Below are 22,829 nucleotides of genomic sequence, written 5' to 3' on the forward strand. Positions count from 1 at the left end.
GTGCTCTCCTCCAAACCGATGGGCCGGGGGTTGTGCCGCAGTACAAAATTTGGTTCGCTGCGTGCGTGTCACGGGCCCGGAACATCACGGTGCGAGGACTGCTCGCGGAGCGTCATCTCGGTCTGAAGCTCGTCGGCGAGGGCGATCTCGACCGCCGGGTCCGGGGTGCGCACTCGGTCGAGATCGAGGGCGCCGGGAAGTGGCTGCGCCAGGACTGGCTCATGCTCACCACGGGCCTGAGGTTCGTGGGTCTGCCGGATGCCGAACGGCAGCAGCGGACGCTGGTCGAGGAGCTCGTCCAACGCCGGGCCGCGGCGCTCCTCTTCGGCGTCGGCGTCCATTTCCAGGACGTGCCGGACGCCCTGCGCCGGGCCGCCGAGGCCGCCGGACTGAATCTGCTCACGGTGGACCCGTCGGTGCCGTTCCTACAGGTGGAGCAGTACGTCTACGAGGCCGAGCTGTCCTCGGACGCCCATCTGCTGCGCCAGCGCCTGCGCATCCAGGAGGACCTGCTGGAGGCGCTGTCGGCGGACCAGCCGATCAAGGCCCTGGTGCACCGGATCGGTGCGCTCACGCATGGCTCGGCCATTCTGTACGAGGAGTCCGGGCGGGTGGTCGAGTCCACCGGCCAGGGCCCCACGATGCTCATCTGGAGCGCGGTGCGCGCCGGAAGCAGCCATGGCGGCCGGCACGGCTTCACCGTGGGGCGCTGGCACGTCGCGGCGCGTCCGGTCGCCCTGCGCGGCGTCGGGTACTGGATCGCCATCGCCTCGCGCCGCGAGCAGGTCGTCGACGAACTCGGCCAGCCCATCCTGGACGCGACCCAGAAGCTCCTGGGAGCGATGCGGGGACTGCGCGCCCTGACGATGGCCCAGTCCGTGACCGAGGCCGCCGAGATCCTGCGTACGATCCGTGCGGGCATGACCCCGGACACGGCCGCCCGGATCTGGGACCGGCTGCGCCCTTTCCGTTTCGAGCGGGACCGGACGATGCGCGCGTTCGTGGCCGCCCCGAAGGCCGGTACGGCGCTCCCGCGCGGCGACGGCCCGGCACCCGTGCTCCCCGACCCCCGGGACGTCCTTCTGGAGACGGCCCAGACCTGCGGTCTGCCGCTCGTTCTGGAAGCCGACGAGGCGGGCGGATTCAGCGGCCTCGCCGGTGACCGGGTCGTCCTCGACCACTGGCTGCGGGAAGCGGCCCGCACCCACCACGTCGGACTGAGCGAGCCGTTCGAGGACCTCCACCTCGCCCGCGCCCGGACCAGGGACGCCGAGCGCGCTCTCCGGGTGGCGCTGCGCCGACGGCACGCCCGTGCCGGGGAGGGCGTCGCCGGGCGGACCGGACAGCCGGGGTCGGTCCTGCGGTTCGAGGACGTCGACCTGGCCACCTGGCTGCTGGCGAGCCGCGACGACGCCGCTGTGGCCGCCAAGGCGCACCAGCAGCTCGACCGGCTGCTCGCCCACGACGACCTCGTCGACACCGTCGTCGCGTACCTCGGCTGCGGGCTCGACGTCCGGGCCGCGGCGGAACGGCTCTACCTGCACCCCAACACGGTGCGCTACCGGCTGCGCAAGTCCGAGGAACTGCTCGGTTCCCCGATGAACTCGCCCGCCGTCATCACCAACCTCTTCCTCGCCCTGCACGACAGGGTCGACGCCGCGTGGGAGACGGGCTGAGGGGGCCGCGGCGCGGTCCGGCGCGTCGGGTGCCCCGGCCCTTCGTCCCGGGCCCGCGCGTCGGGGTGCGGGGCCGGGGCGAAGGGATCCGGGGTCCAGTGGGTCAGGCCAGGAGGCGGGTCATCCATGCCTCGACCTCGTCCGCCTGCCGGGGCAGGGTGGCGGAGAGGTTCTCGTTGCCGTCCTCGGTGACGAGGATGTCGTCCTCGATGCGGACGCCGATGCCCCGGTACTCCTCGGGGACGGTCAGGTCGTCGGCCTGGAAGTAGAGGCCGGGTTCGACGGTGAGCACGATGCCGGGCTCCAGCGTGCCGCTGACGTACAGCTCGGTGCGGGCTGCGGCGCAGTCGTGGACGTCGATGCCGAGCATGTGGCCGGTGCCGTGCATCGTCCAGCGGCGCTGGAGGCCGAGTTCGAGGACCTTGTCCACGGACAGGTCGCCGAGCAGTCCCCAGGCGACCAGGTGCTCGGCGAGTACGCGCTGGGCGGCGTCGTGGAAGTCGCGGTAGGCGGCGCCGGGACCGACGGCGGCGATGCCCGCCGTCTGGGCTTCGTACACCGCGTCGTAGATCTTCCGCTGGAGCGGCGTGAACCTGCCGCCGACCGGGAGGGTGCGGGTGATGTCGGCGGTGTAGAGGTTGCGCGTCTCCACCCCGGCGTCGAGCAGCAGCAGGTCGCCGGAACGGACCCGGCCGTCGTTGCGGACCCAGTGGATGGTGGTGGCGTGCGGGCCGGACGCGCAGATCGAGGCGTAGCCGACGTCGTTGCCCTCGACGCGGGCGCGCAGGAAGAACGTTCCCTCGATGTAGCGCTCGCTCGTGGCCTTGGCCTTGTCGAGGACCTTCACGACGTCCTCGAAGCCGCGGGCGGTGGCCTCGCAGGCGAAGCGCAGGTCGGCGATCTCGAAGTCGTCCTTGACCCGGCGCATCTCGGAGAGGAGGACCCGGAGCTCCTCGTCCCGCTCGGCCGTCACCTTGTCGGTCAGGGCGGACTCGACGCCGGTGTCGTGGCCGCGCAGTACGCGGACGGGGCCGGTGGCCTCCTCCAGGCGGTCCGGCAGCGTGCGGACGTCCGCGCAGGGCAGGCCGAGGAGTTGTTCGTTCTCGGTGAGGCTGTTGCGCCGGCCGTCCCACAGTTCCCCTCGGTCGGACAGCCAGAACTCACCGTTCTCCCGGTCCGAGCGGGGCAGCAGATAGGCGGTCGCCTCGTGGCCGCCGTCCGCGCGGGGTTCCAGGACCAGCACGCCGTTCTCGGTCTGGTCGCCGGTCAGGTAGGCGTAGTCGGACGAGGGCCGGAAGCGGTAGTAGGTGTCGTTGGCGCGGACCTTCAGGTTGCCCGCGGGGATCACCAGGCGCTCGCCGGGGAAAAGGGCCGAGAGGTCGGCGCGGCGGCGGGCGGTGTGCGCGGCCTGCGGGACCGGCTCCAGGTCGTGCCGTTCGGTGTCGGCCCAGCCCCGGGTCATGTTCGCGGCGAGTTCGTCGCTCACCTGCGGCTCCAGACCGTTCTTCCGCAGTTTCACGGCCTCGGCGGCCCGCTCGTCCTCGGCGCCTTCCGGGGTCGGCGGTTCCTCCTGGTTCCCGGACGTACGCTCGGCCACGACTGCCTCCTGAATCGATTCGGTCACGAATTCCTGCCCCTCCCACTGCCTTCCCCGTCACATACGCGGTCGGCGTTCATACGCGGTCGGCAGCCATCGTATGGGGAAGATCAATATCCGTCTCGTGCCGCGCCCCGTCCACAACCAATCGGAAGAATTTCGGGAGAATTCGGGACGAGGAAATCGCCCGGCCCCCGGATCTCTCAAATCGTTGGAAGATCAAGGGCGTTGACACCGAGTAGGGCCCATCCTAGTATCAGCTGGTCGCTACGGCGGGCCAGGGGGGCGCGGGGGTCGAAGCAGCCATGTGCGGGATCTGTCAATTTCCTTGATGTGCCGGGACTGAATTTTCCGTCCTCCGGACCGGGATCGTCACGTCTGCCCAGAACGGTCTCTTCCTGATCGGGATCTCCGCGTTTCCCAGGACGGCCTCTTTCACGCCGACAGGAGCATTGTGTCCGCAGGTGTTTCGGAATCCTCTTCCGGCTTGGGTTCCTATTTCCGATTACTGCGGTCGCCCGACGCCGCGACGCTGGCGGCGTGGGGCGTGGTCGGGCGGCTGCCGATCGCCATGCGGTCCATCAGCTGTCTCATGTTCGTCTCGGCGGTGACCGGTTCGCTGGCCGAGGCGGGGGCGGTGGCGGCGGCCATGCTGCTGGCCCAGGGCGTGGTCAGCCCGGCGCTCGGGCGGACCGCCGACCGGGTCGGTCAGCGGCGGGTGCTGCTCACCGCGGCGGCGGCGCACATGGCGGGGATCGCGGCACTGACCGTCGCCATCGTGTGCGGGGCGCCGCTGGTGCTGATGATCCTCGCGGCGGTGGCCACGGGCTGCACCTCGGTGTCGTTCACCTCGTTCATGCGCGCGCGGTGGGCGGTGATGGTCGACCAGAAGCTGCTGCGCACGGCGTACGCGCTGGAGTCGATGCTGGACGACACGATCTTCCTGATCGGACCGCTGCTGGTCACGGTACTGGCCTCGGCGGTGCACCCCGCGGCCGGGCTGATCGCCTGCGCGCTGCTGACCCTGACCGGTTCCGTCGCCGTGGCGCTGCACGGCCGGTCCGAGCCGAGGCCGGAGCCGGCCGCCCCTGGCCGGCGGCCCGAGCGCGCCATCGCGGTGCCCGGCGTGTGGGTCCTGATGCTGTGTTACGCGGGGATGGGGTTCCAGTTCGGCGCGATCGACGTCACGATGATCGCGTTCGGGCGGGAGCAGTCGGCGCCCGGTCTCGGCGGGGTGTTCCTGGCCCTGATCTCGGTGGGCAGCCTGATCGCGGGCGCGGTGTACGGCGCGGTGAACTGGCGGCTTTCGCAGGCCCGTCTGCTGTCGGTGACGTGCTGTGTGCTGACGCTGGGCGTGGTTCCGCTGGCGTTCGCCCCTTCCTCCCTCGTGATGTGCTTCCTCGCCGTGCTCGCGGGCGTCGCGATCTCCCCCGGGCTGATCGCGGGCAGCACGCTGCTGGAGTCGGTGTGCCCCAGGGGGGCGCTGTCGGAGGGGTTCTCCTGGCTCACCAGCGCCGGTGCCCTCAGCATCGCCCTGGGTACGGCGGCGGGCGGGCGGCTGACCGAGGTGTTCGGGTTCGCCGCCGGGGTGTGGGCCGGGGTCGGCGGCGGGGCCGTCGCCCTGGTGCTGAGTCTCGTGGGGCAGCCGGTGCTGCGTGCCGGAAGGCCGGCCGAGGGATCCGCCTCGGAACCGGTGGTGCAGGAACAATGAGCAGAGAGGGAAGATCGTGGAACCACAGGATCCTGTCCCGACGCGGTCCGGGCCCGGGGGCCTGCCCGTGCCCCGGCTCTCGTTCGACGAGTTCATGGCCTTCGGGCGGGACGCGCTCATCCGGGCCGACGTCCCCGTCGTGATCACCCTGCCGGACAGCGTCCAGGGCCTCGGCAGGGACGGGGTCGCCGAGCGCCTCGGGCATCTTCCGGTGACCCTCTTCACCGAGCCCAGCGACAAGCAGAACCCCGAGCGTTGGACCACCCGGGAGATCCGGCTCTCCGAGTTCTTCGCCGACGACCGCTACCAGAACGACGCGAGCACCTGGAACCGGGTCGTGTCGAACATCCGCAACCGGCCCTCCGACGTCGACGCGATCCTTGGCTTCGACGCCGCGAAGCTGTTCGCGTACCAGCGCTCGCTCAACGCGGCCAACCTGTGGATCAGCCATCGCGGGGTGTTCACCCAGAGCCACTTCGACGAGCTGGAGAACTTCAACGTGGCCCTGGAGGGCCGCAAGCGGTTCGTCCTGGCGCCCCCGGGTTTCCGCGAGTACTACCCGCGCTCGCTCAAGCACGGTTTCGGCGACAAGTCGCAGGTCTTCGACTTCGACGACGTGGACCGGGCGCGCTACCCGAAGCTCGCCGCCAAGCTGGCCCAGCGCCGCGAACTCGTCCTGGAACCGGGGCAGATGCTCTATCTTCCGCTCGGCTGGTGGCACCAGGCCGAGTCGCTGGACGAGATGAACATCAACGTGAACTTCTGGCTGCGCGACCCGAAGATCCTGCGCCGGCCGTACGTGCTCGGCGTGGCGCTCTACACGGCCGTCTTCCGCAAGCTCAAAGGCGTCTACAACTACGAACCTGCCCGGGCGGCGTCATGACCGAGCGCATCACGATCACTCCCACCCACCGCTACCGCAACAACGACAAGCTGATCGGCATCGGCAACGCGTTCTGGGACATGTCGGAACGCAACGGGCTGGCCGGCATCGTGGCCGACCTCGACGGCGGTGTACTGCGCACCGCGCCCGGGCACGAATTCATCGGAGAGGGCCACGAGTTCGTCAACTTCAGCTGCTGCTCCTACCTCGACCTGGACTCCCATCCCCGAGTGGTCGAGGGCGGCATCGAGGCGCTGCGCCGCTACGGCGTCCTGGACCACTGCATCGCCCGCAGCCGGGTGCAGATACCCGCGATGCTGGAGCTGGAGGACTCGCTGGGCGAACTCTTCGGCGCCCATGTCGTGTGCTCGATCGCCGCCAGCACCGCCACCTTCGGCCTGCTGCCGCTGATCGCCTCCGGCCATCTGGGCGACGGCACCCGGCCGCTGATGGTCTTCGACAAGAACGCCCATGTGTCGATGGCGAACGTCAAGCCGGTCTGCGCCGACGAGACCGAGGTCGTCACCTCGCCCCACCACGACCTCGACTTCATCGAGGACAAGTGCAGGAAGTACGCCCGGGTCGCCTACGTCTGCGACGGCAGCGACAGCCTCGGCGGCTACGCCCCGGTCAAGGAACTGGCCGAACTCCAGGACAGGTACGGCCTGTTGGTCTACTACGACGACTCACACTCGCTGTCGGCGTACGGGGAACGGGGCGTGGGCCACGTCCGTACGCACAGCCCGGTGCTGGACGAGCGCACCATCACCGTGGTGACCCTGAACAAGGCGTTCGGCACCAGCGGCGCGGCCATCGTGCTCGACGGGTACGACAAGGAGACGCTGCGGGTCATCGAGCGCTTCGGCGGCGCCCTGAACTACTCGCAGCTGCTGAACACGGCCGCGGTCGGGGCCGGTCTCGCCTCCGCCGAGATCCACCGCACCGCCGAACTGACCACGCTGCAGAACCGGCTCCACGCCAACATCGGTCTCTTCGACTCGCTGATCCACACCGACCAGTCCGGCGGCACCTATCCGATCCGCCTCGTGCCGATGAGCGACGAGACGGTGATCGAGGCCGGACGGCGGGTCTTCGAGGCCGGCTTCTACGTCTCGCCCGTGTTCTTCCCGATCGTCGCCCGCGGTACGGCGGGGCTGCGCGTGATGATGCGCGCCGGACAGACCGAGGAGCAGATCCGCGCGTTGTGCGCGGCCCTCATCGAGGTGGGCGCCCGGCCGGCGGCTCCCGTGCCCGGAAAGGACGGCAGATGACGGACACCGCGAGAGCCATCCCGCGCAGCATCCTCTACACGCCCGCGCTGTCCCTGGACCGGGTCGTGAAGGCCTGGTCGTACGACGCGGACGTGCACGTGATCGACCTGGAGGACGCCGTCCCCGCGCCGGAGAAGGCGGCGGCGCGGCGGGTGTGCCGGGCGGCCCTGGAGAAGGCGCCGCACCCCGCGAACGTCGGAGTGCGGATCAACCGACTGGGCACGCTGGAGGCGGTGCACGACCTCGTGCTGCTCGCCGAGTCCACCGTCCGGCCCGGGATCGTCGTGATGACCATGGTGGACTCCGCGGTCGAGGTGCGGCTGCTGCGGGACACCCTCGCCTCGGCCGGGGCGTGCCCGGAGATCTACGTGACGGTGGAGACCCCGGCCGCCGTCGCCGCCGTCGACGCGATCGCGCGGGCCGCCGACGGGCTGGTCCTCGGCTCGGCCGACCTGGCCGCGACCCTGGGCGTCGAGATCACCTGGGCCGGGATGCTCGCGGCCCGGCAGGCGATGGCCCTGGCCTGTGCCCGGTACGGCACCGCCTGCGTCGACACCGCCAACTTCCGCCTCGCCGAGCCGGACGTGCTGGCCGCCGAGATCGACCGGGTGCGCGAGCTGGGCTTCCACGGCAAGGTGACCGTGCACCCCGGCGAACTGGACACGATCAACCGGGCGTTGCGTCCCGACCCGGACGAGCTGCGCCGGGCCCGGCGGGTCACCGAGGCGGTCCGGGCCGCCAACGGCGGCATCGCGGTGCTGGACGGTTCCATGGTCGGGCCTCCGTTCGCCCGCCTCGCCCGTACGACGGTGGCGCTCGGGGACGCCTGGCGGACGCGGTTCGCGGACCGTGCCACGGACGCGGGGACCGGCCGATGACCGCCACCGCCGCAGGCACCGGAACCGCAGCTGGAACCTCCGTCACCGGGGCACGACCGGACGGTGTCCCGCCCCTCTCCGTCGCCGTCATCGGCACCGGCGCCATCGGCCAGGACCTGGTCTCCAAGATCTGCGGCTCGGCCGTGCTGGAGTGCGCCCTGGTGGCCGGGCGCGACCCGGAGTCGGCGGGCCTGCGGCACGCCGCCCGGCTCGGCTGCCCGACCACCGCCGGCGGGATCGACGCGATCCTCGCCGCGCCCCGCCCGTTCGACGTGGTGTTCGACGCCACCAGCGCGTCGGCGCACGCCGAGCACTGGCGGCGGCTGCGACCGCTCGGCACGCTGCTGATCGACCTGACGCCGAGCAGGACCGGGCGGATGGTGGTGCCCACCGTGACGGGCGTCCAGTCGCCGCCCGAGGGCAACGTCAGCCTGATCAGCTGCGGCGGGCAGGCGTCGGTGCCGCTCGCGCACGCCCTCGCCGAACGGTTCGACGTGACGTACATCGAGGTCGTCTCGACCGTCGCGAGTTCCATCGCCGGACGGGCCACCCGGCTCAACCTCGACGAGTACGTCGCGACGACCTCGCAGGCACTGACCGCGTTCACCGGCGTCCCCGACACCAAGGCGATCCTCAACATCAGCCCGGCCGTGCCGCCCGCGACGTTCCGCACCACCGTCCACGCGGTGGCACCCGGGGCCGGCGCCGGGGAGGTACGGGCCGTGGTCGACGAGGCGGCGGAGCGGGTACGGGGATTCGCGCCGGGCTACCGGGTGCTCGGCTGCGACGTGCACGACGGTGTGGTCGCCGTGTCCCTGGAGGTCACCGCCGACAGCTCCGTGCTGCCCCCGTACGCGGGAAACCTGGACATCATCGACGCGGCCGCGGTCCTGGTCGCCGAACAGCACGCGGTCCGGCTCGCGTCGGCCGCCCGGCAGGAGGTGGACCGGTGAACCCCGTGGTGATCCACGACCCCACGCTGCGCGACGGCCAGCACGCCGTGCGCCACCGGCTCGGCGTGGCGGCGCTGCGCGGCTACGCCGAGGCCGCGGACGCGGCCGGGGTGCCGGTGGTGGAGGTGGGGCACGGCAACGGCCTGGGGGCCTCCTCCCTCCAGGTCGGCCGGGCCGCCGTCGGCGACGACCTGATGCTGTCCACCGTGCGGGAGGCGCTGCCCAACAGCCGGATGGCGGTGTTCCTGCTGCCCGGCTGGGGCACCTCCGAGGACCTGCGCAGAGCCCTGCGACACGGTGCCGACGTGCTGCGGGTGGGGGTGCACTGCACGGAGACCTCGCTCGCCGAACGCCATCTGGGCTTCCTGGCCGAGCAGGACGCCGAGGCCCACTGCGTCCTGATGATGAGTCATATGGCCTCGCCCGCCGAACTCGCCGAGCACGCGGCACGCGCGGTCGGCCACGGGGCGCGGGCGGTGGGCATCATGGACTCCGCGGGCCACTTCCTGCCGGACGACGTCACCGAGCGGATCGGCGCGATCCGTGCCGCGGTCGACGTCCCGGTGATCTTCCACGGGCACGACAACCTCGGCATGGCGGTGGCGAACTCGGTCGCGGCGGCCCGAGCGGGCGCCGGGATCATCGACGGCTGTGCGCGCGGCTTCGGAGCCGGTGCGGGCAACACGCGGCTGGAGGTGCTGGTGCCGGTCCTGGAGCGCACCGGTTTCACCACCGGCATCGATCTGTACGCGCTGCTGGACGCCGCCGGGTACGCGGAACGGGAACTCATGCCCGCTCCCCCGGTCACCGACGCGCTGAGCATCGTCAGCGGACTGGCCGGGGTGTTCTCCGGGTTCAAGCACCAGGTGCTGGAACAGTCGCGGCGAGCCGGTGTCGACCCTCGCGACGTGTTCTTCGAACTCGGCAGACGGCAGGCCATCGCCGGACAGGAGGACATGATCGCGGACGTGGTGGCCGAGCTGGGCGCCCGGGGGGCGGCCGCGTGAGCGGGCCGGTGTTCCTCGCGGCCGCCGACATGGCGGGGACCGAGGTACTGCTGCGGATCGTCGACACGCTGGCCGATGCCTTCGGCGACCTGTCCGCGGGCCGTACGTCGTCCCCGCCGCGCACCGTCGTCCCGCACGGCGACGGACGGGAGCTGCTGGCCGCGACGTCGGTCTGGGAACGCCACGGCGTGGGCAGCGTCAAGATCACCACACTGACGCCGGGCAACCCCGACCGCGGACTGCCGCTGATCCACGGCGTCGTCGCGCTGACCGACCTGGACACCGGCCGGATCACCGCCCTGCTGGACGGCGCCGCGCTCACCGCCGTCCGCACCGGCGCGGTCGCCGCCCTGGCCACCCGCCTCTGCGCCCCCGAGGACGCCGCCGACCTGGCGGTGCTCGGCGCCGGGGTGCAGGCGCGCGCGATGGTGCGGGCGATGTGCGCGGTGCGCCCGGTGCGTACGGTCCGGGTGTTCTCCCGGACCCGTGAGCGGACCGAAAGGTTCGCCCGACGGGTCCGCGACGCCTCGGAGGAGAGGCTGCGGGTCACCGTGTGCGACACGGCGGAGGAGGCCGTCACCGACGCCGCCCTGATCTGCACGACGACCTCCACCGCGGGCCGGACACCGCTGGTGGAGGCCGGATGGGTGGCCCCCGGGGCCCATCTCAACGTGATCGGCGGCACCCACGAGGACGCCCTGGAGGTGGACCCGGCGCTGCTCGCCGACGCGCTGGTCGTCGTCGAGGAACGGGCCGCCGCCCGCGCGGAGGCGGGCGAGGTGCGCGCCGCCCTGGCCGCCGGGCTGACCGTCCCCGGGGCGCTGCGCGAACTGGGCGAGCTGGTCGGCGCGGCGGCGGTGGCGGACGCCCGGACGTCGGTGTTCCGGAGCGTCGGCCTGGCCATCGAGGACACGGCCGCGGCGGCGGCCCTGTTCGCGGCGGCCGGCCGGTGACGTCAGCCGGCCTCGCGGCAGCGCACCATGAAGGAGCGCTCGAAGACGATGACGGTCTCGCCGGTGGACTTGGTGCCGGTCGTCTCGACCGTGACGATGCCCTGTCCGGGCCGGGACCGGGACAGCCGCTTGTCCAGGATCCTGCTGGTCGCGTACAGGGTGTCGCCCACGTACACGGGGTCCTTGAGCCGGACCCGGTCCCAGCCGAGGTTGGCCACGGCCCGCGCGGACAGCGCCTGCACGGTCATGCCGCCGATCAGGCACAGGGTGATCCCGCTGTTGACCAGCACCCGCCCGTACTCGGCGCCCTCCCCGTAGGCCCGGTCGAAGTGCAGCGGGTGCTGGTTCATCGTCAGCAGCGTCAGCCAGGTGTTGTCGGTCTCGGTGATGGTCCGTCCCGGCCAGTGCCGGATGACCATCCCGGGCTCGAAGTCCTCGTAGTCCCCGCCGTGTTCCTCGACGTACTCGTTGTCCCCGACGTGGCGCAGTGTCATGCGGTGGTCTCCCGTGTGCGGTCCGTCTGCCTGGCGGGCGCGGGCACCGCCGGGACGGCGGCACCGCGAGGACGGCAACGCCCCCGTACAGAGACTAGTGCCGGGAGTGGCACTAGTTGTCCAGGAGAAAGGGAGAAAGACGGATGAGCGTGCTCCAGGAGGCGGGCCCTTCGGCGTCGGCCGGTCACCCGTGGTTCGGCGAGACGCGGCTGCGGCCCGCGGCCAGTGCCCGGACCGTCCGGGAGCTGCTGCGCGGCGAGATGCGGGACATCGGGCTCCCCTATCAACCGCTCCTGCCCGCCGCCCCGTTCGCGCTGCCCCGTTCCTCGTACGCCGAGCTGTTCCGGGTCACCGCGGCCCTGCTGGACCTGGTGCGCCGGGCCGCGCTGGAGAGTGCGCCCACCACGCGGGGACGGCTGGCGGCGTACCGCATGCCGGACAATGAGCATCAGCTGTTCGTGGCCGACCGGTTCACCGAGGAGCGGTACGCGGACTGCGTGGCCCGCCCGGACGTCGTGATCGGGCCGGACGGGCCGCAATTCCTCGAGTTCAACGTCAGTGGGGCGCTCGGCGGCCCGGTGGAGGTGCACGGCCATCTCGACGTCTGGCGCGCGCTCCACACCGACGCCGGCGGTCGCCTCCCGTTCGCCTCCCACGACCCGTACACCGTGCGTACCGAGATGTTCCGGACGCTGTGCGCTGAGCTGGGGGTGGCGCCGCGCGTGGCCGTTCTGGGCAGCGCCCGCGACCAGGGCGGCTCCACACGGTACTTCGACCTCCAGATCGCCCATTTCAACAGCCTCGGGCTCACGGCGCGGTTCTTCGAGCCCGAGGACCTGCACGAGGCGTGGGACTGTCCGCCGCATCTGCGTCATCCGGTGGGGCTGCGGGACTTCACGATCCCGGACTGGGCGGAACTCGGCATCGACACCGCCCCCGTGCAGGAGGCGCTGGACCACGGCTGTCTGCTGGTGGGCACCCAGACCTCCACCTTCCTGTCCAGCAAGCTGACCCTGGGGATGCTGTCGGAGGGCCGGCCGTGGATGAGCGCGGCCGAGCGCGCCCTGGTGGACACCTATCTGCCGTGGACCAGGATCCTCTCGGACCGGCGGACGACGAGGGGCGGGTGCGAGGTGGACCTGGTGCGGTACGCGGTGGACCACCGCGAGTCGCTGGTGCTGAAGGCGGGCATCGGCATGAGCGGTAAGCAGGTCGTCATCGGCCGGGACACGGACCAGGGCGCGTGGGAGGCGGCGGTGGCCGAGGCCGCCGAAGCGGGCACCAGCGTGGTGCAGGACTTCGTGGAGCCGCGGACGTGCGGGCTGGCGGTGGTCTCCGACGGTGTGGACGAGCCGTACGACATGGAGGTCGTCCCCGTCCTCGGCCCGCTCCTGTTCTCCGGTCGCCCGGCCGGTGTCTTCACGCGCTTCACCGGCGACCTCACGACGGGCATCGTCAGCGTCCTGGGCGCCAACAGCTCCGTCAACTGCGCGGTCGCGGTCTGAGAGCGCGTCAACGCCGAAGGGCGAAGCCCCCGGAAGGGTTGAACGTGCCCCTCCTGCGGGTGACGTGCCCCGGCCCCCGCTGGTGCGGTACCGGCCTGCTGCGGTCGTCTGCCGCCGTGGACACTCCGCAGCACTCCGCGTACCGCATCCCGACGAAACTGCCCTTCCTGCTCGGCGAACTTCGCTCCAGACTCCCGAGCACGGACGACCGCATCCGTACCATCCCCGGACGCGGAGACCCCACCGAGTACGACGCCATCGCCGACTCCCTGTACAAACTGTTCGTCACCGCCCGGAACCTCGCCCCGTCACGGAACACGACGAACTGCTCGACCCACCCGAACGGGCCGGTGGATCCGGCACCGCCCGAGGGGTGGGGGCCGTGCCTGTTGTGCAACACCAACCGCCGCGCGGGCGACCCCAGGGCCCGGAGCGGAACGGCGACCGCGGTGAACCGGTACGAGATCCCGCCACCGCCCTACGCCCACGAGGCCCTGCTCGCTCGAATGCGGCAGATCAACGAGGTCGTCTTCGAACTGCACTACCGCTCCTCGGCACAGGACCTCGCGCTCACCGCCGATCTGGTGCACGGGGCGTTCATCATCGCCCGCGAACTGTCCCGTCCCCGTACGGTCTCCCGTTGCCCCCGGCACCCCGGGGCCCCGCTCGACCCCGCGGCGCCCGGCGGACCCCGTTGCCTGTTCTGCGTCACCGACGAGGCCCGGCGGACGCGTACGGCACCGCCCCCGCAGATCCGCGACCGGCCACGCCGCCTGCCCCGCTGGAACCGGCGCCGAACAGTGCCCGGGCCGACGACGGAAGGCGACGACGCCTGAGAGACGGGGGCCGCGAGCAGACCACGTGCCCCGCCCCGCGACGAGGCACGCGCACGGGACCACGCGCGACGCGTCACTGCTGGACGACGGATCCCTGCTGGACGACGGATCCCTGCTGGGCGCGGCGTTCCAGGTAGATGGACATGAACACGGCGACCTTGGCGCGCAGGGCCCAGGGATCGAAGGGCTTCAGGGATCGAAGGGCTTGCTGATGTAGTCGACGGCACCGGCCGCCTATCCGCGGGCGGAGTGCTCCGGGTCCACGCCCATCGCGGTGAGGAAGATGATGGGGACGTCCCGGTTCCGGGGACGGCGCTTGATGCGGGCGCACGTCTCGTAGCCGTCCATCTCCGGCATCGCACGTCCATGAGATGACCGCGAAGTCGTCGTGGTCGAGCAGTGCCTTGAGCGCCTCCCTGCCGGAGGCGACGGTGACGAGCTCCTGGTCGAGCGTCGCGAGGACGGCGGTCATCGCCAGGAGGTTGCCCGGCTCGTCGTCGACGACGAGGATCTTGGGCATGTCGTGGGGCGCGGTGGCGGCGGGCAGCGAGGCGGCGGACTTCTCGACGGCTTCCAGCTGGCGTTCGAGCAGATTGCACCGGTCCTCGGCCGCGACGCGCAGCTCCCGGGCCTCACGGAGTTCGGCCCCCAGCCGCCGCACCTCCAACGCGGTGCCGCAGTGCCGTCGGGCGCCCGTCAGGGATTACGGGACAGCCGTTGAGCATGCTGAGCCCACTTCGGCAGCCAGATCCCGCTGTCGGGGCGGCCTGGGTATGCGGACGTGAGGTGGTTGCGCAGTGCGGTGAGTGCGGGGTGCGGATTGTCGGTACGCCAGATCAGCGAGTGCGGGTAGACCGGGGTCGGACCGTGCAGGGGGATGCGCCGCAAGTCGTAGCCGGCGGGCCAGACCAGCGGGGTGTGCTTGCTGACGAAGGTCGCCAGTGTCGAGGAGTCCGCGATCGTGTCGAGGAGCGGTTCAATGCCGAAGTCGGGGCCGATCGAGTCGATGGTGAGACCGAAAGCGGCGGCGAGTTCGTCGTAGTAGGCGGCCCACTCGGTGCCGGGCATGTTGCCGGGCATCCAGATCCGGCGCCCGGCGAGCTGGGCGGGAGCGATCTCGTGGGCGGCGGCGAACTCGTGAGCCGGTCCGGTGAACAGATACAGCGGTTCATCGAAGACCGGTGCGGCCTCGAGACCATCGGGCAGCCGTCGGCCCGGCATGGTCACGGCGCGGAACGTCGCGTCGATCATCCCGGACCGGACGGCGGCGATGGCCGTGTCGGAGTCGAACAGGGTCACGACATCGAGATCGGTCTCGGGATAGACGCGATGGAAGTCGCGCAACAGGCCCGCCAATGAGAGCCGGCGGCCGATCACGTCGACGCGCAATGCCCGGCGCCCCGGCCGCACGGAAGCAGCTGCCCGTTCCTCGGCTTGGAGGAGGGCCCGGGCGTAGGGCAGGAACGCCTGCCCGTCGATGGTGAGCCGGGCTCCGCGGGCCGTACGGCTGAACAGCTGCACACCGAGGTCCTTCTCCAGCACGGCGATGCGCTTGGAAACGGCCTGCGGGGTGATCGACAAGTTGGCGGCGGCTTCTTGGAACTGCCCCGCTTCCGCAGCAGCGACGAAGGTGCGCACGGCGGTGAGGTCCATGCCGACCATCCTAGGCAGACAACCAATCGTTGATTCTGAGCGGCGAAATAGTTGTTTGATTCCGTTACGCCACGCTCGCTTTGATGTCTCTGGTCAATATGTGGTTTGGCAGGCAGCACGACGGAAGGCGCGCTACCCGGCAGCCGGGTGGCTGCCGGGCCTGACCTCAAGGGTTCGGCCTGATCACGTACCCGGGCGGTGCGGCACGTTGGCCGCCCCATCGGCGTGACCGCACCGCGACGGTTCGATCCGTCCGCCCGTCCACCGATGCCGCTACGGCAGACCACCAAAAAGGTCCCCCATCGCGCCTTGGCCGGGACGGGGGCTTCCTACTCATCCCGGAGGTGCCCCGCACATGCCGAATACCTTCGTTCACCTGCACAATCACACCGAATACTCGATGCTGGACGGCGCGCAGAAGCTGAAGCCGATGTTCGCCGAGGTGGCCAGGCAGGGGATGCCCGCAATCGCCATGAGCGACCACGGCAACATGTTCGGCGCCTATGAGTTCGCGCAGGTCGCGAAGGGTTTCGAGGAGATCAGGCCGATCATCGGCATCGAGGCGTACGTGGCGCCTTCCTCTCGGCTCGTCCGGAAACAGGAGTTCTGGGGGCCAGGAGGCCGTCGCGCCACGAGCGCGGACGGTGAGGGGTCGAAGGATGTCTCCGGTGGCGGCCGCTTCACTCACATGACCATGTGGGCGCGCAACGGACGGGGCCTGCGGAACCTGTTCCGGCTCAGCACGCAGGCCAGCTACGAGGGCCAGTTCCCTGCCGGAAAACCCCGTATGGACCGGGAGTTGATCGCGGAACGGCCCGACGACATCATCGCCACCACCGGCTGCCCCTCCGGGGAGGTCCAGACCCGCCTGCGACTGAACCAGTATGACGAGGCGAAGGCCGCTGCCGCGGCCTACCAGGAGATCTTCGGCCGCGAGAACTACTTCCTGGAGCTGATGGACCATGGCCTGAGCATCGAGCGCGAGGTCCGTGGGGGACTGATGCGTCTGGCCGGGGAACTGAAGCTTCCCCTCCTGGCCACCAATGACGCGCACTACGTCACCGAGGACCAGGCCGACGCTCACGACAGCCTGCTGTGCATCGGTGTCGGCAGGAACAAGGACGACCCGGGCCGCTTTCGGTTCAACGGCTCCGGCTACTACCTCAGGAGCGCCGCCGAGATGCGCAGCCTGTTCTCGGAGCTTCCGGAAGCCTGCGACAACACCCTGCTGATCGCCGAGCGCATCGAGTCCTACGACGAGGTCTTCGACCACGTCGACGAGATGCCGCAGTTCCCGGACGTACCCGAAGGCGAAACGCAGGAGTCGTGGCTTCGCAAGGAAGTCCTCAAGGGGCTGGCCATGCGCTACGGGGCCCCGATCCCCCAGCACATCATGGACCGCTTCGAGACCGAGATGGCGGTCATCGGTCCCATGGGATTCAGCTCCTACTTCCTCGTCGTGGCGGACATCTGCCGACACGCCCGGGACAGCAAGATCCCCCTCGGCCCCGGCCGGGGTTCGTGCACCGGCTCGATCGTCGCCTACGCCACCCGCATCACCGAGCTCTGCCCCCTGGAGCACGGCCTTCTCTTCGAACGGTTCCTGAACCCCGAACGCATCAACCCGCCGGATGTAGACCTGGACTTCGACGACCGACAGCGCGACCGGATGGTCCGCTACGTCACCGAGAAGTACGGAGGGGAGTACACCGCCATGGTGAACACGTTCGGCAAGATCAAGGCCAAGAACGCGATCAAGGATTCCTCACGCATCCTCGGCTACCCCTATGCCCACGGCGAGCGGATCACCAAGGCCCTCCCGCCGGATCAGAACGGCAAGCCCGCCCCACTGGCTGCCGTCTTCGACCCCTCCCACGAGCGGTACGGCGAGGCCGGCGAGATCCGGCAGATGTACCACAACGAGCCGGATGTGAAGCGAGTCATCGACACAGCCCGCGGGGTGGAGGGCCTCACCCGCGGCACCGGTGTGCACGCCGCGGCGGTGATCCTCTCCAAGACGAAGCTCACCGATCGCATCCCCCTGCACATGCGTGCCTCGGACGGCGTGAAGATCACCGGCTTCGACTACCCGTCCTGCGAAGCCATGGGCCTGATCAAGATGGACTTCCTGGGGCTGCGGAACCTGGGGGTCATCGACCAGGCGATCGAGAACATCCGCGAGAACCGGGGCATCAGCCTGGCCACCGTGGATCCCCTGGACGGCGACCCGTCCACCGTCGTGATCCCCCTGGACGACGCCAAGACGTACCGGCTGCTGGCCGATGGCAACACATTCGGTGTCTTCCAACTCGACGGCGGCGGCATGCGCGTACTGCTGAAGCAGATGGAACCCACCCGGTTCGAGGACATCGCCGCGGTCAACGCCCTCTACCGGCCGGGCCCCATGGCGGCCAACGCGCACACCAACTACGCGCACCGCAAGACCGGTCGCCAGGAGATCACCCCGATCCACCCCGAACTGCGCGAAGCACTGGAGCCGATCCTCGGCAACACCTTCCATCTGCTCGTCTACCAGGAGCAGATCATGGCCATCGCCCGGGAGCTGGCCGGATACACCCTCGGCGGCGCCGACCTGCTGCGCCGTGCGATGGGCAAGAAGAAACCGGAGGTGCTGGCCGCGGAGTGGGACAAGTTCCACGACGGCATGCGGGGCAACGGGTACGGCGAGGAGGCCATCAAGGCCCTGTGGGACGTCATGCTCCCGTTCTCCGGCTACGCGTTCAACAAGTCCCACACCGCCGGCTACGGCCTCGTCTCCTACTGGACCGCCTACCTCAAGGCCAACTACCCGGCCGAGTATATGGCCGCCCTGCTCACCTCGGTCGGCGACGACAAGGACAAAGCCGCGATCTACCTCGCCGACGCCCGCAAGAACGGCGTCCGCGTTCTCCAGCCCGACGTGAACGAGTCCGTCGCCGAGTTCACCGCCGTCGGCGACGACGTACGGTTCGGGCTGCGGTCCGTGCGCAACGTCGGCGACAACGTCATCGAGGCCATCGTCGACGCGCGCCGCCGGAATGGGAAATTCACTTCCTTCTCCGACTTTCTCGACAAGGCCGACCTGCCCGCACTGAACAAACGGGCTGTGGAGTCGTTGATCAAGTCCGGCACCTTCGATTCCCTGGAGCGTTCCCGCAAGGGGCTCACTGCCATTCACGAGGACGCCATCGACGCGATCGTCCCCGTCAAGAAAGCGGCGAGCTTCGGACAGGACGATCTCTTCGCCGGCCTGAGCGGCGAAGAGATCGGCGAACCGCCGGCTTTCGGCCTCGACTTCCCCGTCGACGAATCGGAGTGGCCCCGCAGGCAACTCCTGGCGGCCGAACGCGACATGCTCGGCCTCTATGTCTCGGCCCACCCGCTGGACGGTGCCGAGCACATCCTCTCCAGGGCACGGGACTGTTCCATCGCCGAACTGCTCGCCTCCGGCCGTACCACCGGGGATGTACAGCTCGCCGGACTGATCAGCGGCATCCAGCTCAAGATGACCAAGCAGGGCAACGCCTGGGCCATCGTGAACCTCGCGGACCGTGATGCCGGCATCGAGGTCCTCTTCTTTCCCGCCGCCTACCAGCTCGTGCAACACGCACTGGTCGAAGACGACGTCATCTCCGTCAAGGGCAGGATCGAAGACCGGGACGGAACCCTGAACATCTTCGGCAGGGAACTGGCGGTCCTGGACGTGTCCTCCGCCGAGCATGGGGGGAACCCCCCTGTGCGGCTCGCCCTCCCCGCCCACCGGATCACCGAACGGACCGTCAGAGAACTGAAGCGCATCCTCGCGGACCATCCGGGCGACAACCCGGTCCACCTCAGCGTCCGCAGCGCGCGGAAGACGACCGTGTACGCCCTGCGAGCCAGGGTGGACGCCACCACCATCGCCTCCGACGTGAAGGGCGCCTTCGGAGCCGACGCATGGGCGGGCCTCGCGTGACGCCTGGCCGTCGCCCCTACGGGCTGGCCCGTGATCCCTGGGGGCGCACGACGACGGCTACGGCACCTCGCTGCGTTGTCGGAACGTCCACATACATCCAGTATGCGAACGTCCCTCCGCCTTGCGATGCACCGCATCCGACGCCGCACGCTGATCCACCAGGGATTACGGGGCACCCCTTAACCACGAGTTCAGCCTCAGCAACCGGGCCGAACCGGTCGGCTCCCGCTGGAGCGTGTTTCGAAAGTGGCGTCGTCCGCCCGAATGCCGGGGGATCGCCGCCGCCGGCGGGGTCGCTCGGGCTCCGGGATGACCGGGCCAGTCGTGCGACCGCGTTCGCTGTGGTACGGAATGCCGACAGGGGCGAGCCGTGGGTCATGCCCCGCAAGTGGCCCTGACAGAACAGGGCAACAGCAATCTGCACAAATCGGCAGCCTCTGAACTACGCAAGCGTACGGAATGGATCCTCCACTGGATCGGCGTGCGGTCGGGGGCCGGGTCGGCTCGGGCAGGACTCCGGATCGCCGTCGCTATGCTGCGCGACATGGTCAACTCATATGCGGACCTTGACGATCGCGGGGTCGCGGCGGCCGCCGCCCGGGCCGGCGCGGACGTGGTGCGGGGCATGTACGGCCGACGGCTCGCCCGCGTCGACAAGGGCGCCGGGGACTTCGCCACGGCCGCCGACGTGGCGGCCGAACAGGCGATCCTCGATGTCATCCGTGCCGCCCGGCCGGACGACGCGGTGCTCGGGGAGGAGGGCGGGCGGCGGGGCGCGTCCGACGCCGCGCGTCAGTGGCTGGTGGATCCGTTGTGCGGCACGCTGAACTACGCCGCCGGCACCATGGTGGTGGCCGTCAACGTGGCGCTGCGGGGTGGTGCGGCGGCGGTGGCCGACCCCTTCGGCGGCGAGGTCTTCCTCACCGACGGTGAGACCGCCCGGGTGCGGCGCGACGGTGTCGACACGCGACTGGTGCCCACGGCCGCCACCCGCCTCGTGGACGTCAATCTGGACCCGCCGTTCCCCAACGCGCCCGGATTCCGGGCCGTGGACCTGCTGGCCGAGCCCGGGTTCGTGGAGCGGTTCCGGCCCCGCGTCGTGTCCACGACGCTGGCACTGACCTGGGTCGCCGCCGGGAAGCGCGCCGCCTACGTGACCGACGGCGGGGACCTTTCCGAGAGCGTCCACTTCGCCGCCGGCATCGCCCTGTGCCGGGCCGCCGGCTGTGTGGTCACCGGGATCGACGGCGCCCCGGTCGGCCGGGCGGGGCGCGGACTCGTCGTGGCAGCCGACGGCGAGACCCACCGACTGCTGATGTCGTCGATCCACGACGGAGGCCGGCACCGCGCCTGACGACGGCCGACTCCCGCGGCCTTCGACTGCGCGAGTCGGCCGCGGGAATCGGCGGGCGCGTCGCGGACAGGGCGGAGGCCGGATCGAGCCGCGCCGACGGCGCGGTGACCGGGCCGCCCGGCCGCCACGCCGCGGGCCGCCGGCCCGGCGACGCTCGGGAGACCCGCCGACCCGTGACGGCGTTCAGAAGCCCGGCGGCCCGGCGGCGGCGCTCAGAAGCCCGGCGGACGGCGGAACCCGCCGATCACCTCCGCGAGGCACTGCACGAACCGGACCGCGGTGCGGTCGTGCAGATAGGGCGCGATCACCTGGATGCCGACCGGAAGCCCCTCCCGGGTCGCCCCGACGGGCGCCACCGCCGCGGGCAGATGGTTGACCGACGAGGGCGCCATCCACGTGAGCATCTCGCGGTACGGCCGGTCGGTGCCGTCGACCCGCAGTGTCCGGACCGACCAGCCGGGGTCGGGTTGCTGGTCGTGGGGGAAGGCGGCCGTGGGGCTCACCGGGCAGAGGAGCACGTCGACGTCGCGGAAGAACTCCGCCCAGCGGCGGCGGGAGTGCTGCCGACGTTCGTCGAGCGCGTGCCAGTCACGGAAGCGGAGCGTCAGGTCCGACGCGAACCCGCTCGTGGCCCCCTCCGTCGCGGCGAGCTCCACGAGCCGGGCATAGGACTCGTCCGGCTCGACCAGCCCGCTCTGGGCCATCAGCAACGGCTGGTAGAGGTCCATCGTCTCGTCGAGGCCGACCGGCCCCTTGTCCTCGACCACGGTGGCGCCTGCGGCCCGTACCGCTTCCAGCGCCGCCTGCATGATCGCGACCAGCTCGCTGTCGACAGGGCAGAACGGGTCGTCGAGCCATGCCGCGACCCGGAACTCCCGAAGCGTGCTCGCCCTGGCTGCGGGCAGCTCCAGCCGCCAGGCCGGGGCGCGGTCGTGGTCCGCTCCCGCGAGCACGTCGAGACCGAGGTCGAGGTCGTCGGCGTGCCTGCCGAGCGGGCCGAGTACCGCCATGTCGAAATCCGCCAGTGTCCCGGGAGCGTGTCCCGAGACGCTCCCGTACCTCGGCACGATCCCGAACGACGGGCGCAGCCCGTAGACGCCGCAGAAGTGGGCGGGCACCCGGATCGAACCCGCCGTGTCACCGCCGAGCTCCAGGCCGGTCAGCCCCGCGGCGACCGCCGCGGCGGACCCGCCGGACGAACCGCCGGGACCGCGGGTCGGGTCCCACGGGTTGTTCGTGGTCCCGTAGATCTCGTTGTAGGTCTGCCAGTCCCGGGCGTCGGGCGGCATGTTGGACTTGCCGAAGACGATCGCTCCCGCGCCCTTGAGCCGCGCGACCGACTCGGCGTCCCGCGTCGAGACATGGTGTCCCCAGCGGGTCGAACCCCCGGTGGTCCGCATGCCCGCGACCTCGAGACTGTCCTTGATCGTCACGGGGACCCCGTGCAGGGGGCCGAGCGGCTCGCCGTCGGCGACCGCGCGGTCGGCCTCCAGCGCCGCGGCCCTCGCCCCCTCCTCGTCCCGGGCTACGACGGCGTTCACCTGGGGGCCGAACCGCTCCACCCGGGCGAGGTAGTGGTCGAGCAGCTCGACGCTCGACACCTCCTTCGCCGCGACGGCGGCGGCGAGTTGCCCTGCGGAGCGAAATGCTAGATCGGTCATGCAATCTCCAGGAAAGGCTGGACCCGCGGCGGTCACATCGCTGCGGCCGACGCAAAATCCCAGTTCAGGGCGGGTCTAAGCCGACCTTAGCGGACGTGGGGGACCATGTCGGGGTGTGGCTTTCCTCACTTTCAGCAGCAGCTTTGTCCGGCACTCTGGGCAGCAGCTGGAGGTCGACGGGCTTGGGAATGTTCACGAAAAATGGTTCTGGCTCAGCTTCTGTTTGCGCCGTGAGGCGCTGTTGGTTCGAGTGGAGGTGAAAGACCGTGCGCCACGAGGCGCTGTGATCCGTGTGCGGATGCAAGACCCGCGCCGCCGTTCCGTCGCAGCGGAGCGGTAGAGGCTGGGGGCAGCCGGGCCCGATGGGACGACCGGGTTTGGTGGAGAGCAGCCCCGACAACGACGGGACGCACCGGTACGACCGGACGGTGTGGGTCCGGCA

The 22,829-nt window shown here is 70.7% G+C and carries 16 protein-coding genes and 1 pseudogene; 12 read left to right on the forward strand and 5 right to left on the reverse strand.

Annotated elements, in window-relative coordinates; all coding sequences use genetic code 11:
• The first annotated feature begins 65 nt into the window (after positions 1-65).
• Entirely contained in the window at positions 66-1,676 is a 1,611-nt protein-coding gene (locus AB0E67_RS11610) for a PucR family transcriptional regulator (protein WP_362024242.1), read from the forward strand.
• Between the two features lie 103 nt (positions 1,677-1,779).
• Here AB0E67_RS11610 and AB0E67_RS11615 read toward each other — a convergent pair whose 3' ends face one another.
• The gene (locus AB0E67_RS11615) at positions 1,780-3,195 is read right to left on the reverse strand and encodes an aminopeptidase P family protein (protein WP_362024656.1); all 1,416 of its coding nucleotides are present in this window, start codon (positions 3,193-3,195) and stop codon (positions 1,780-1,782) included.
• Positions 3,196-3,760: 565 nt separating this feature from the next.
• Here AB0E67_RS11615 and AB0E67_RS11620 point away from each other — a divergent pair.
• The 7 genes from AB0E67_RS11620 to AB0E67_RS11650 all read left to right on the forward strand — a co-directional run bounded on the left by AB0E67_RS11620 (position 3,761) and on the right by AB0E67_RS11650 (position 10,929).
• The gene (locus tag AB0E67_RS11620) at positions 3,761-4,984 is read left to right on the forward strand and encodes an MFS transporter (protein ID WP_362024244.1); all 1,224 of its coding nucleotides are present in this window, start codon (positions 3,761-3,763) and stop codon (positions 4,982-4,984) included.
• A gap of 61 nt (positions 4,985-5,045) precedes the next feature.
• Positions 5,046-5,867: a cupin-like domain-containing protein gene (locus AB0E67_RS11625; protein WP_362024658.1), complete on the forward strand. Its 822-nt coding sequence runs from the start codon at positions 5,046-5,048 to the stop codon at positions 5,865-5,867.
• On the forward strand, positions 5,864-7,138 hold the full coding sequence (locus tag AB0E67_RS11630) for an aminotransferase class I/II-fold pyridoxal phosphate-dependent enzyme (protein WP_362024247.1): 1,275 nt from the start codon (positions 5,864-5,866) through the stop codon (positions 7,136-7,138). The genes AB0E67_RS11625 and AB0E67_RS11630 overlap by 4 nt, the downstream gene beginning before the upstream one ends.
• Positions 7,135-8,016, forward strand: coding sequence for an aldolase/citrate lyase family protein (locus AB0E67_RS11635; RefSeq protein ID WP_362024250.1), 882 nt, complete (start codon positions 7,135-7,137; stop codon positions 8,014-8,016). Before AB0E67_RS11630 ends, AB0E67_RS11635 begins: the two co-directional genes overlap by 4 nt.
• On the forward strand, positions 8,013-8,969 hold the full coding sequence (locus AB0E67_RS11640; protein WP_362024253.1) for an acetaldehyde dehydrogenase (acetylating): 957 nt from the start codon (positions 8,013-8,015) through the stop codon (positions 8,967-8,969). The genes AB0E67_RS11635 and AB0E67_RS11640 overlap by 4 nt, the downstream gene beginning before the upstream one ends.
• On the forward strand, positions 8,966-9,976 hold the full coding sequence (gene dmpG, locus AB0E67_RS11645) for a 4-hydroxy-2-oxovalerate aldolase (RefSeq protein WP_362024256.1): 1,011 nt from the start codon (positions 8,966-8,968) through the stop codon (positions 9,974-9,976). The genes AB0E67_RS11640 and dmpG overlap by 4 nt, the downstream gene beginning before the upstream one ends.
• On the forward strand, positions 9,973-10,929 hold the full coding sequence (locus tag AB0E67_RS11650) for an ornithine cyclodeaminase family protein (RefSeq protein ID WP_362024259.1): 957 nt from the start codon (positions 9,973-9,975) through the stop codon (positions 10,927-10,929). Before dmpG ends, AB0E67_RS11650 begins: the two co-directional genes overlap by 4 nt.
• 2 nt (positions 10,930-10,931) lie before the next feature.
• Here the strand turns inward: AB0E67_RS11650 and AB0E67_RS11655 are convergent, their stop codons facing one another.
• Positions 10,932-11,423 (reverse strand): MaoC family dehydratase, encoded by a 492-nt coding sequence (locus AB0E67_RS11655; RefSeq protein WP_073783918.1) that lies wholly within the window; start codon positions 11,421-11,423, stop codon positions 10,932-10,934.
• Positions 11,424-11,566: 143 nt separating this feature from the next.
• On the opposite strand from AB0E67_RS11655, the gene AB0E67_RS11660 reads away from it, so the two are divergent.
• Positions 11,567-12,928 (forward strand): hypothetical protein, encoded by a 1,362-nt coding sequence (locus AB0E67_RS11660; RefSeq protein ID WP_362024262.1) that lies wholly within the window; start codon positions 11,567-11,569, stop codon positions 12,926-12,928.
• A 116-nt stretch (positions 12,929-13,044) separates the two neighbouring features.
• Positions 13,045-13,764 (forward strand): hypothetical protein, encoded by a 720-nt coding sequence (locus AB0E67_RS11665; protein WP_362024265.1) that lies wholly within the window; start codon positions 13,045-13,047, stop codon positions 13,762-13,764.
• 73 nt (positions 13,765-13,837) lie between these two features.
• On the opposite strand, the pseudogene AB0E67_RS11670 reads toward AB0E67_RS11665, so the two are convergent.
• Positions 13,838-14,428, reverse strand: a pseudogene (locus AB0E67_RS11670) (response regulator); the annotation flags it as partial.
• A 32-nt stretch (positions 14,429-14,460) separates the two neighbouring features.
• On the reverse strand, positions 14,461-15,417 hold the full coding sequence (locus AB0E67_RS11675; RefSeq protein ID WP_362024267.1) for a LysR family transcriptional regulator: 957 nt from the start codon (positions 15,415-15,417) through the stop codon (positions 14,461-14,463).
• A gap of 355 nt (positions 15,418-15,772) precedes the next feature.
• Here AB0E67_RS11675 and dnaE point away from each other — a divergent pair, with 355 nt between their 5' ends.
• The gene (gene dnaE / locus AB0E67_RS11680) at positions 15,773-19,372 is read left to right on the forward strand and encodes a DNA polymerase III subunit alpha (protein ID WP_362024270.1); all 3,600 of its coding nucleotides are present in this window, start codon (positions 15,773-15,775) and stop codon (positions 19,370-19,372) included.
• Positions 19,373-19,916: 544 nt separating this feature from the next.
• A complete protein-coding gene (locus tag AB0E67_RS11685) occupies positions 19,917-20,726 on the forward strand; it encodes an inositol monophosphatase family protein (protein WP_362024273.1) in 810 nt (269 codons plus the stop codon).
• 212 nt (positions 20,727-20,938) lie between these two features.
• Here AB0E67_RS11685 and AB0E67_RS11690 read toward each other — a convergent pair whose 3' ends face one another.
• Positions 20,939-22,387 (reverse strand): amidase, encoded by a 1,449-nt coding sequence (locus AB0E67_RS11690; RefSeq protein WP_362024276.1) that lies wholly within the window; start codon positions 22,385-22,387, stop codon positions 20,939-20,941.
• Between the last annotated feature and the right edge of the window lie 442 nt (positions 22,388-22,829).

Source organism: Streptomyces sp. NPDC032161 (assembly GCF_040636995.1).
Classification (GTDB): domain Bacteria; phylum Actinomycetota; class Actinomycetes; order Streptomycetales; family Streptomycetaceae; genus Streptomyces.

What these genes read in the sequence shown, in the direction of transcription:
- AB0E67_RS11690 (WP_362024276.1), bottom strand. Translation starts at nt 22,387, where the DNA reads ATGACCGATCTAGCATTTCGCTCCGCAGGGCAACTCGCCGCCGCCGTC.
- AB0E67_RS11640 (WP_362024253.1), top strand. Translation starts at nt 8,013, where the DNA reads ATGACCGCCACCGCCGCAGGCACCGGAACCGCAGCTGGAACCTCCGTC.
- AB0E67_RS11635 (WP_362024250.1), top strand. Translation starts at nt 7,135, where the DNA reads ATGACGGACACCGCGAGAGCCATCCCGCGCAGCATCCTCTACACGCCC.
- dnaE (WP_362024270.1), top strand. Translation starts at nt 15,773, where the DNA reads ATGCCGAATACCTTCGTTCACCTGCACAATCACACCGAATACTCGATG.
- AB0E67_RS11660 (WP_362024262.1), top strand. Translation starts at nt 11,567, where the DNA reads ATGAGCGTGCTCCAGGAGGCGGGCCCTTCGGCGTCGGCCGGTCACCCG.
- AB0E67_RS11675 (WP_362024267.1), bottom strand. Translation starts at nt 15,417, where the DNA reads ATGGACCTCACCGCCGTGCGCACCTTCGTCGCTGCTGCGGAAGCGGGG.
- AB0E67_RS11685 (WP_362024273.1), top strand. Translation starts at nt 19,917, where the DNA reads ATGGTCAACTCATATGCGGACCTTGACGATCGCGGGGTCGCGGCGGCC.
- AB0E67_RS11655 (WP_073783918.1), bottom strand. Translation starts at nt 11,423, where the DNA reads ATGACACTGCGCCACGTCGGGGACAACGAGTACGTCGAGGAACACGGC.
- AB0E67_RS11630 (WP_362024247.1), top strand. Translation starts at nt 5,864, where the DNA reads ATGACCGAGCGCATCACGATCACTCCCACCCACCGCTACCGCAACAAC.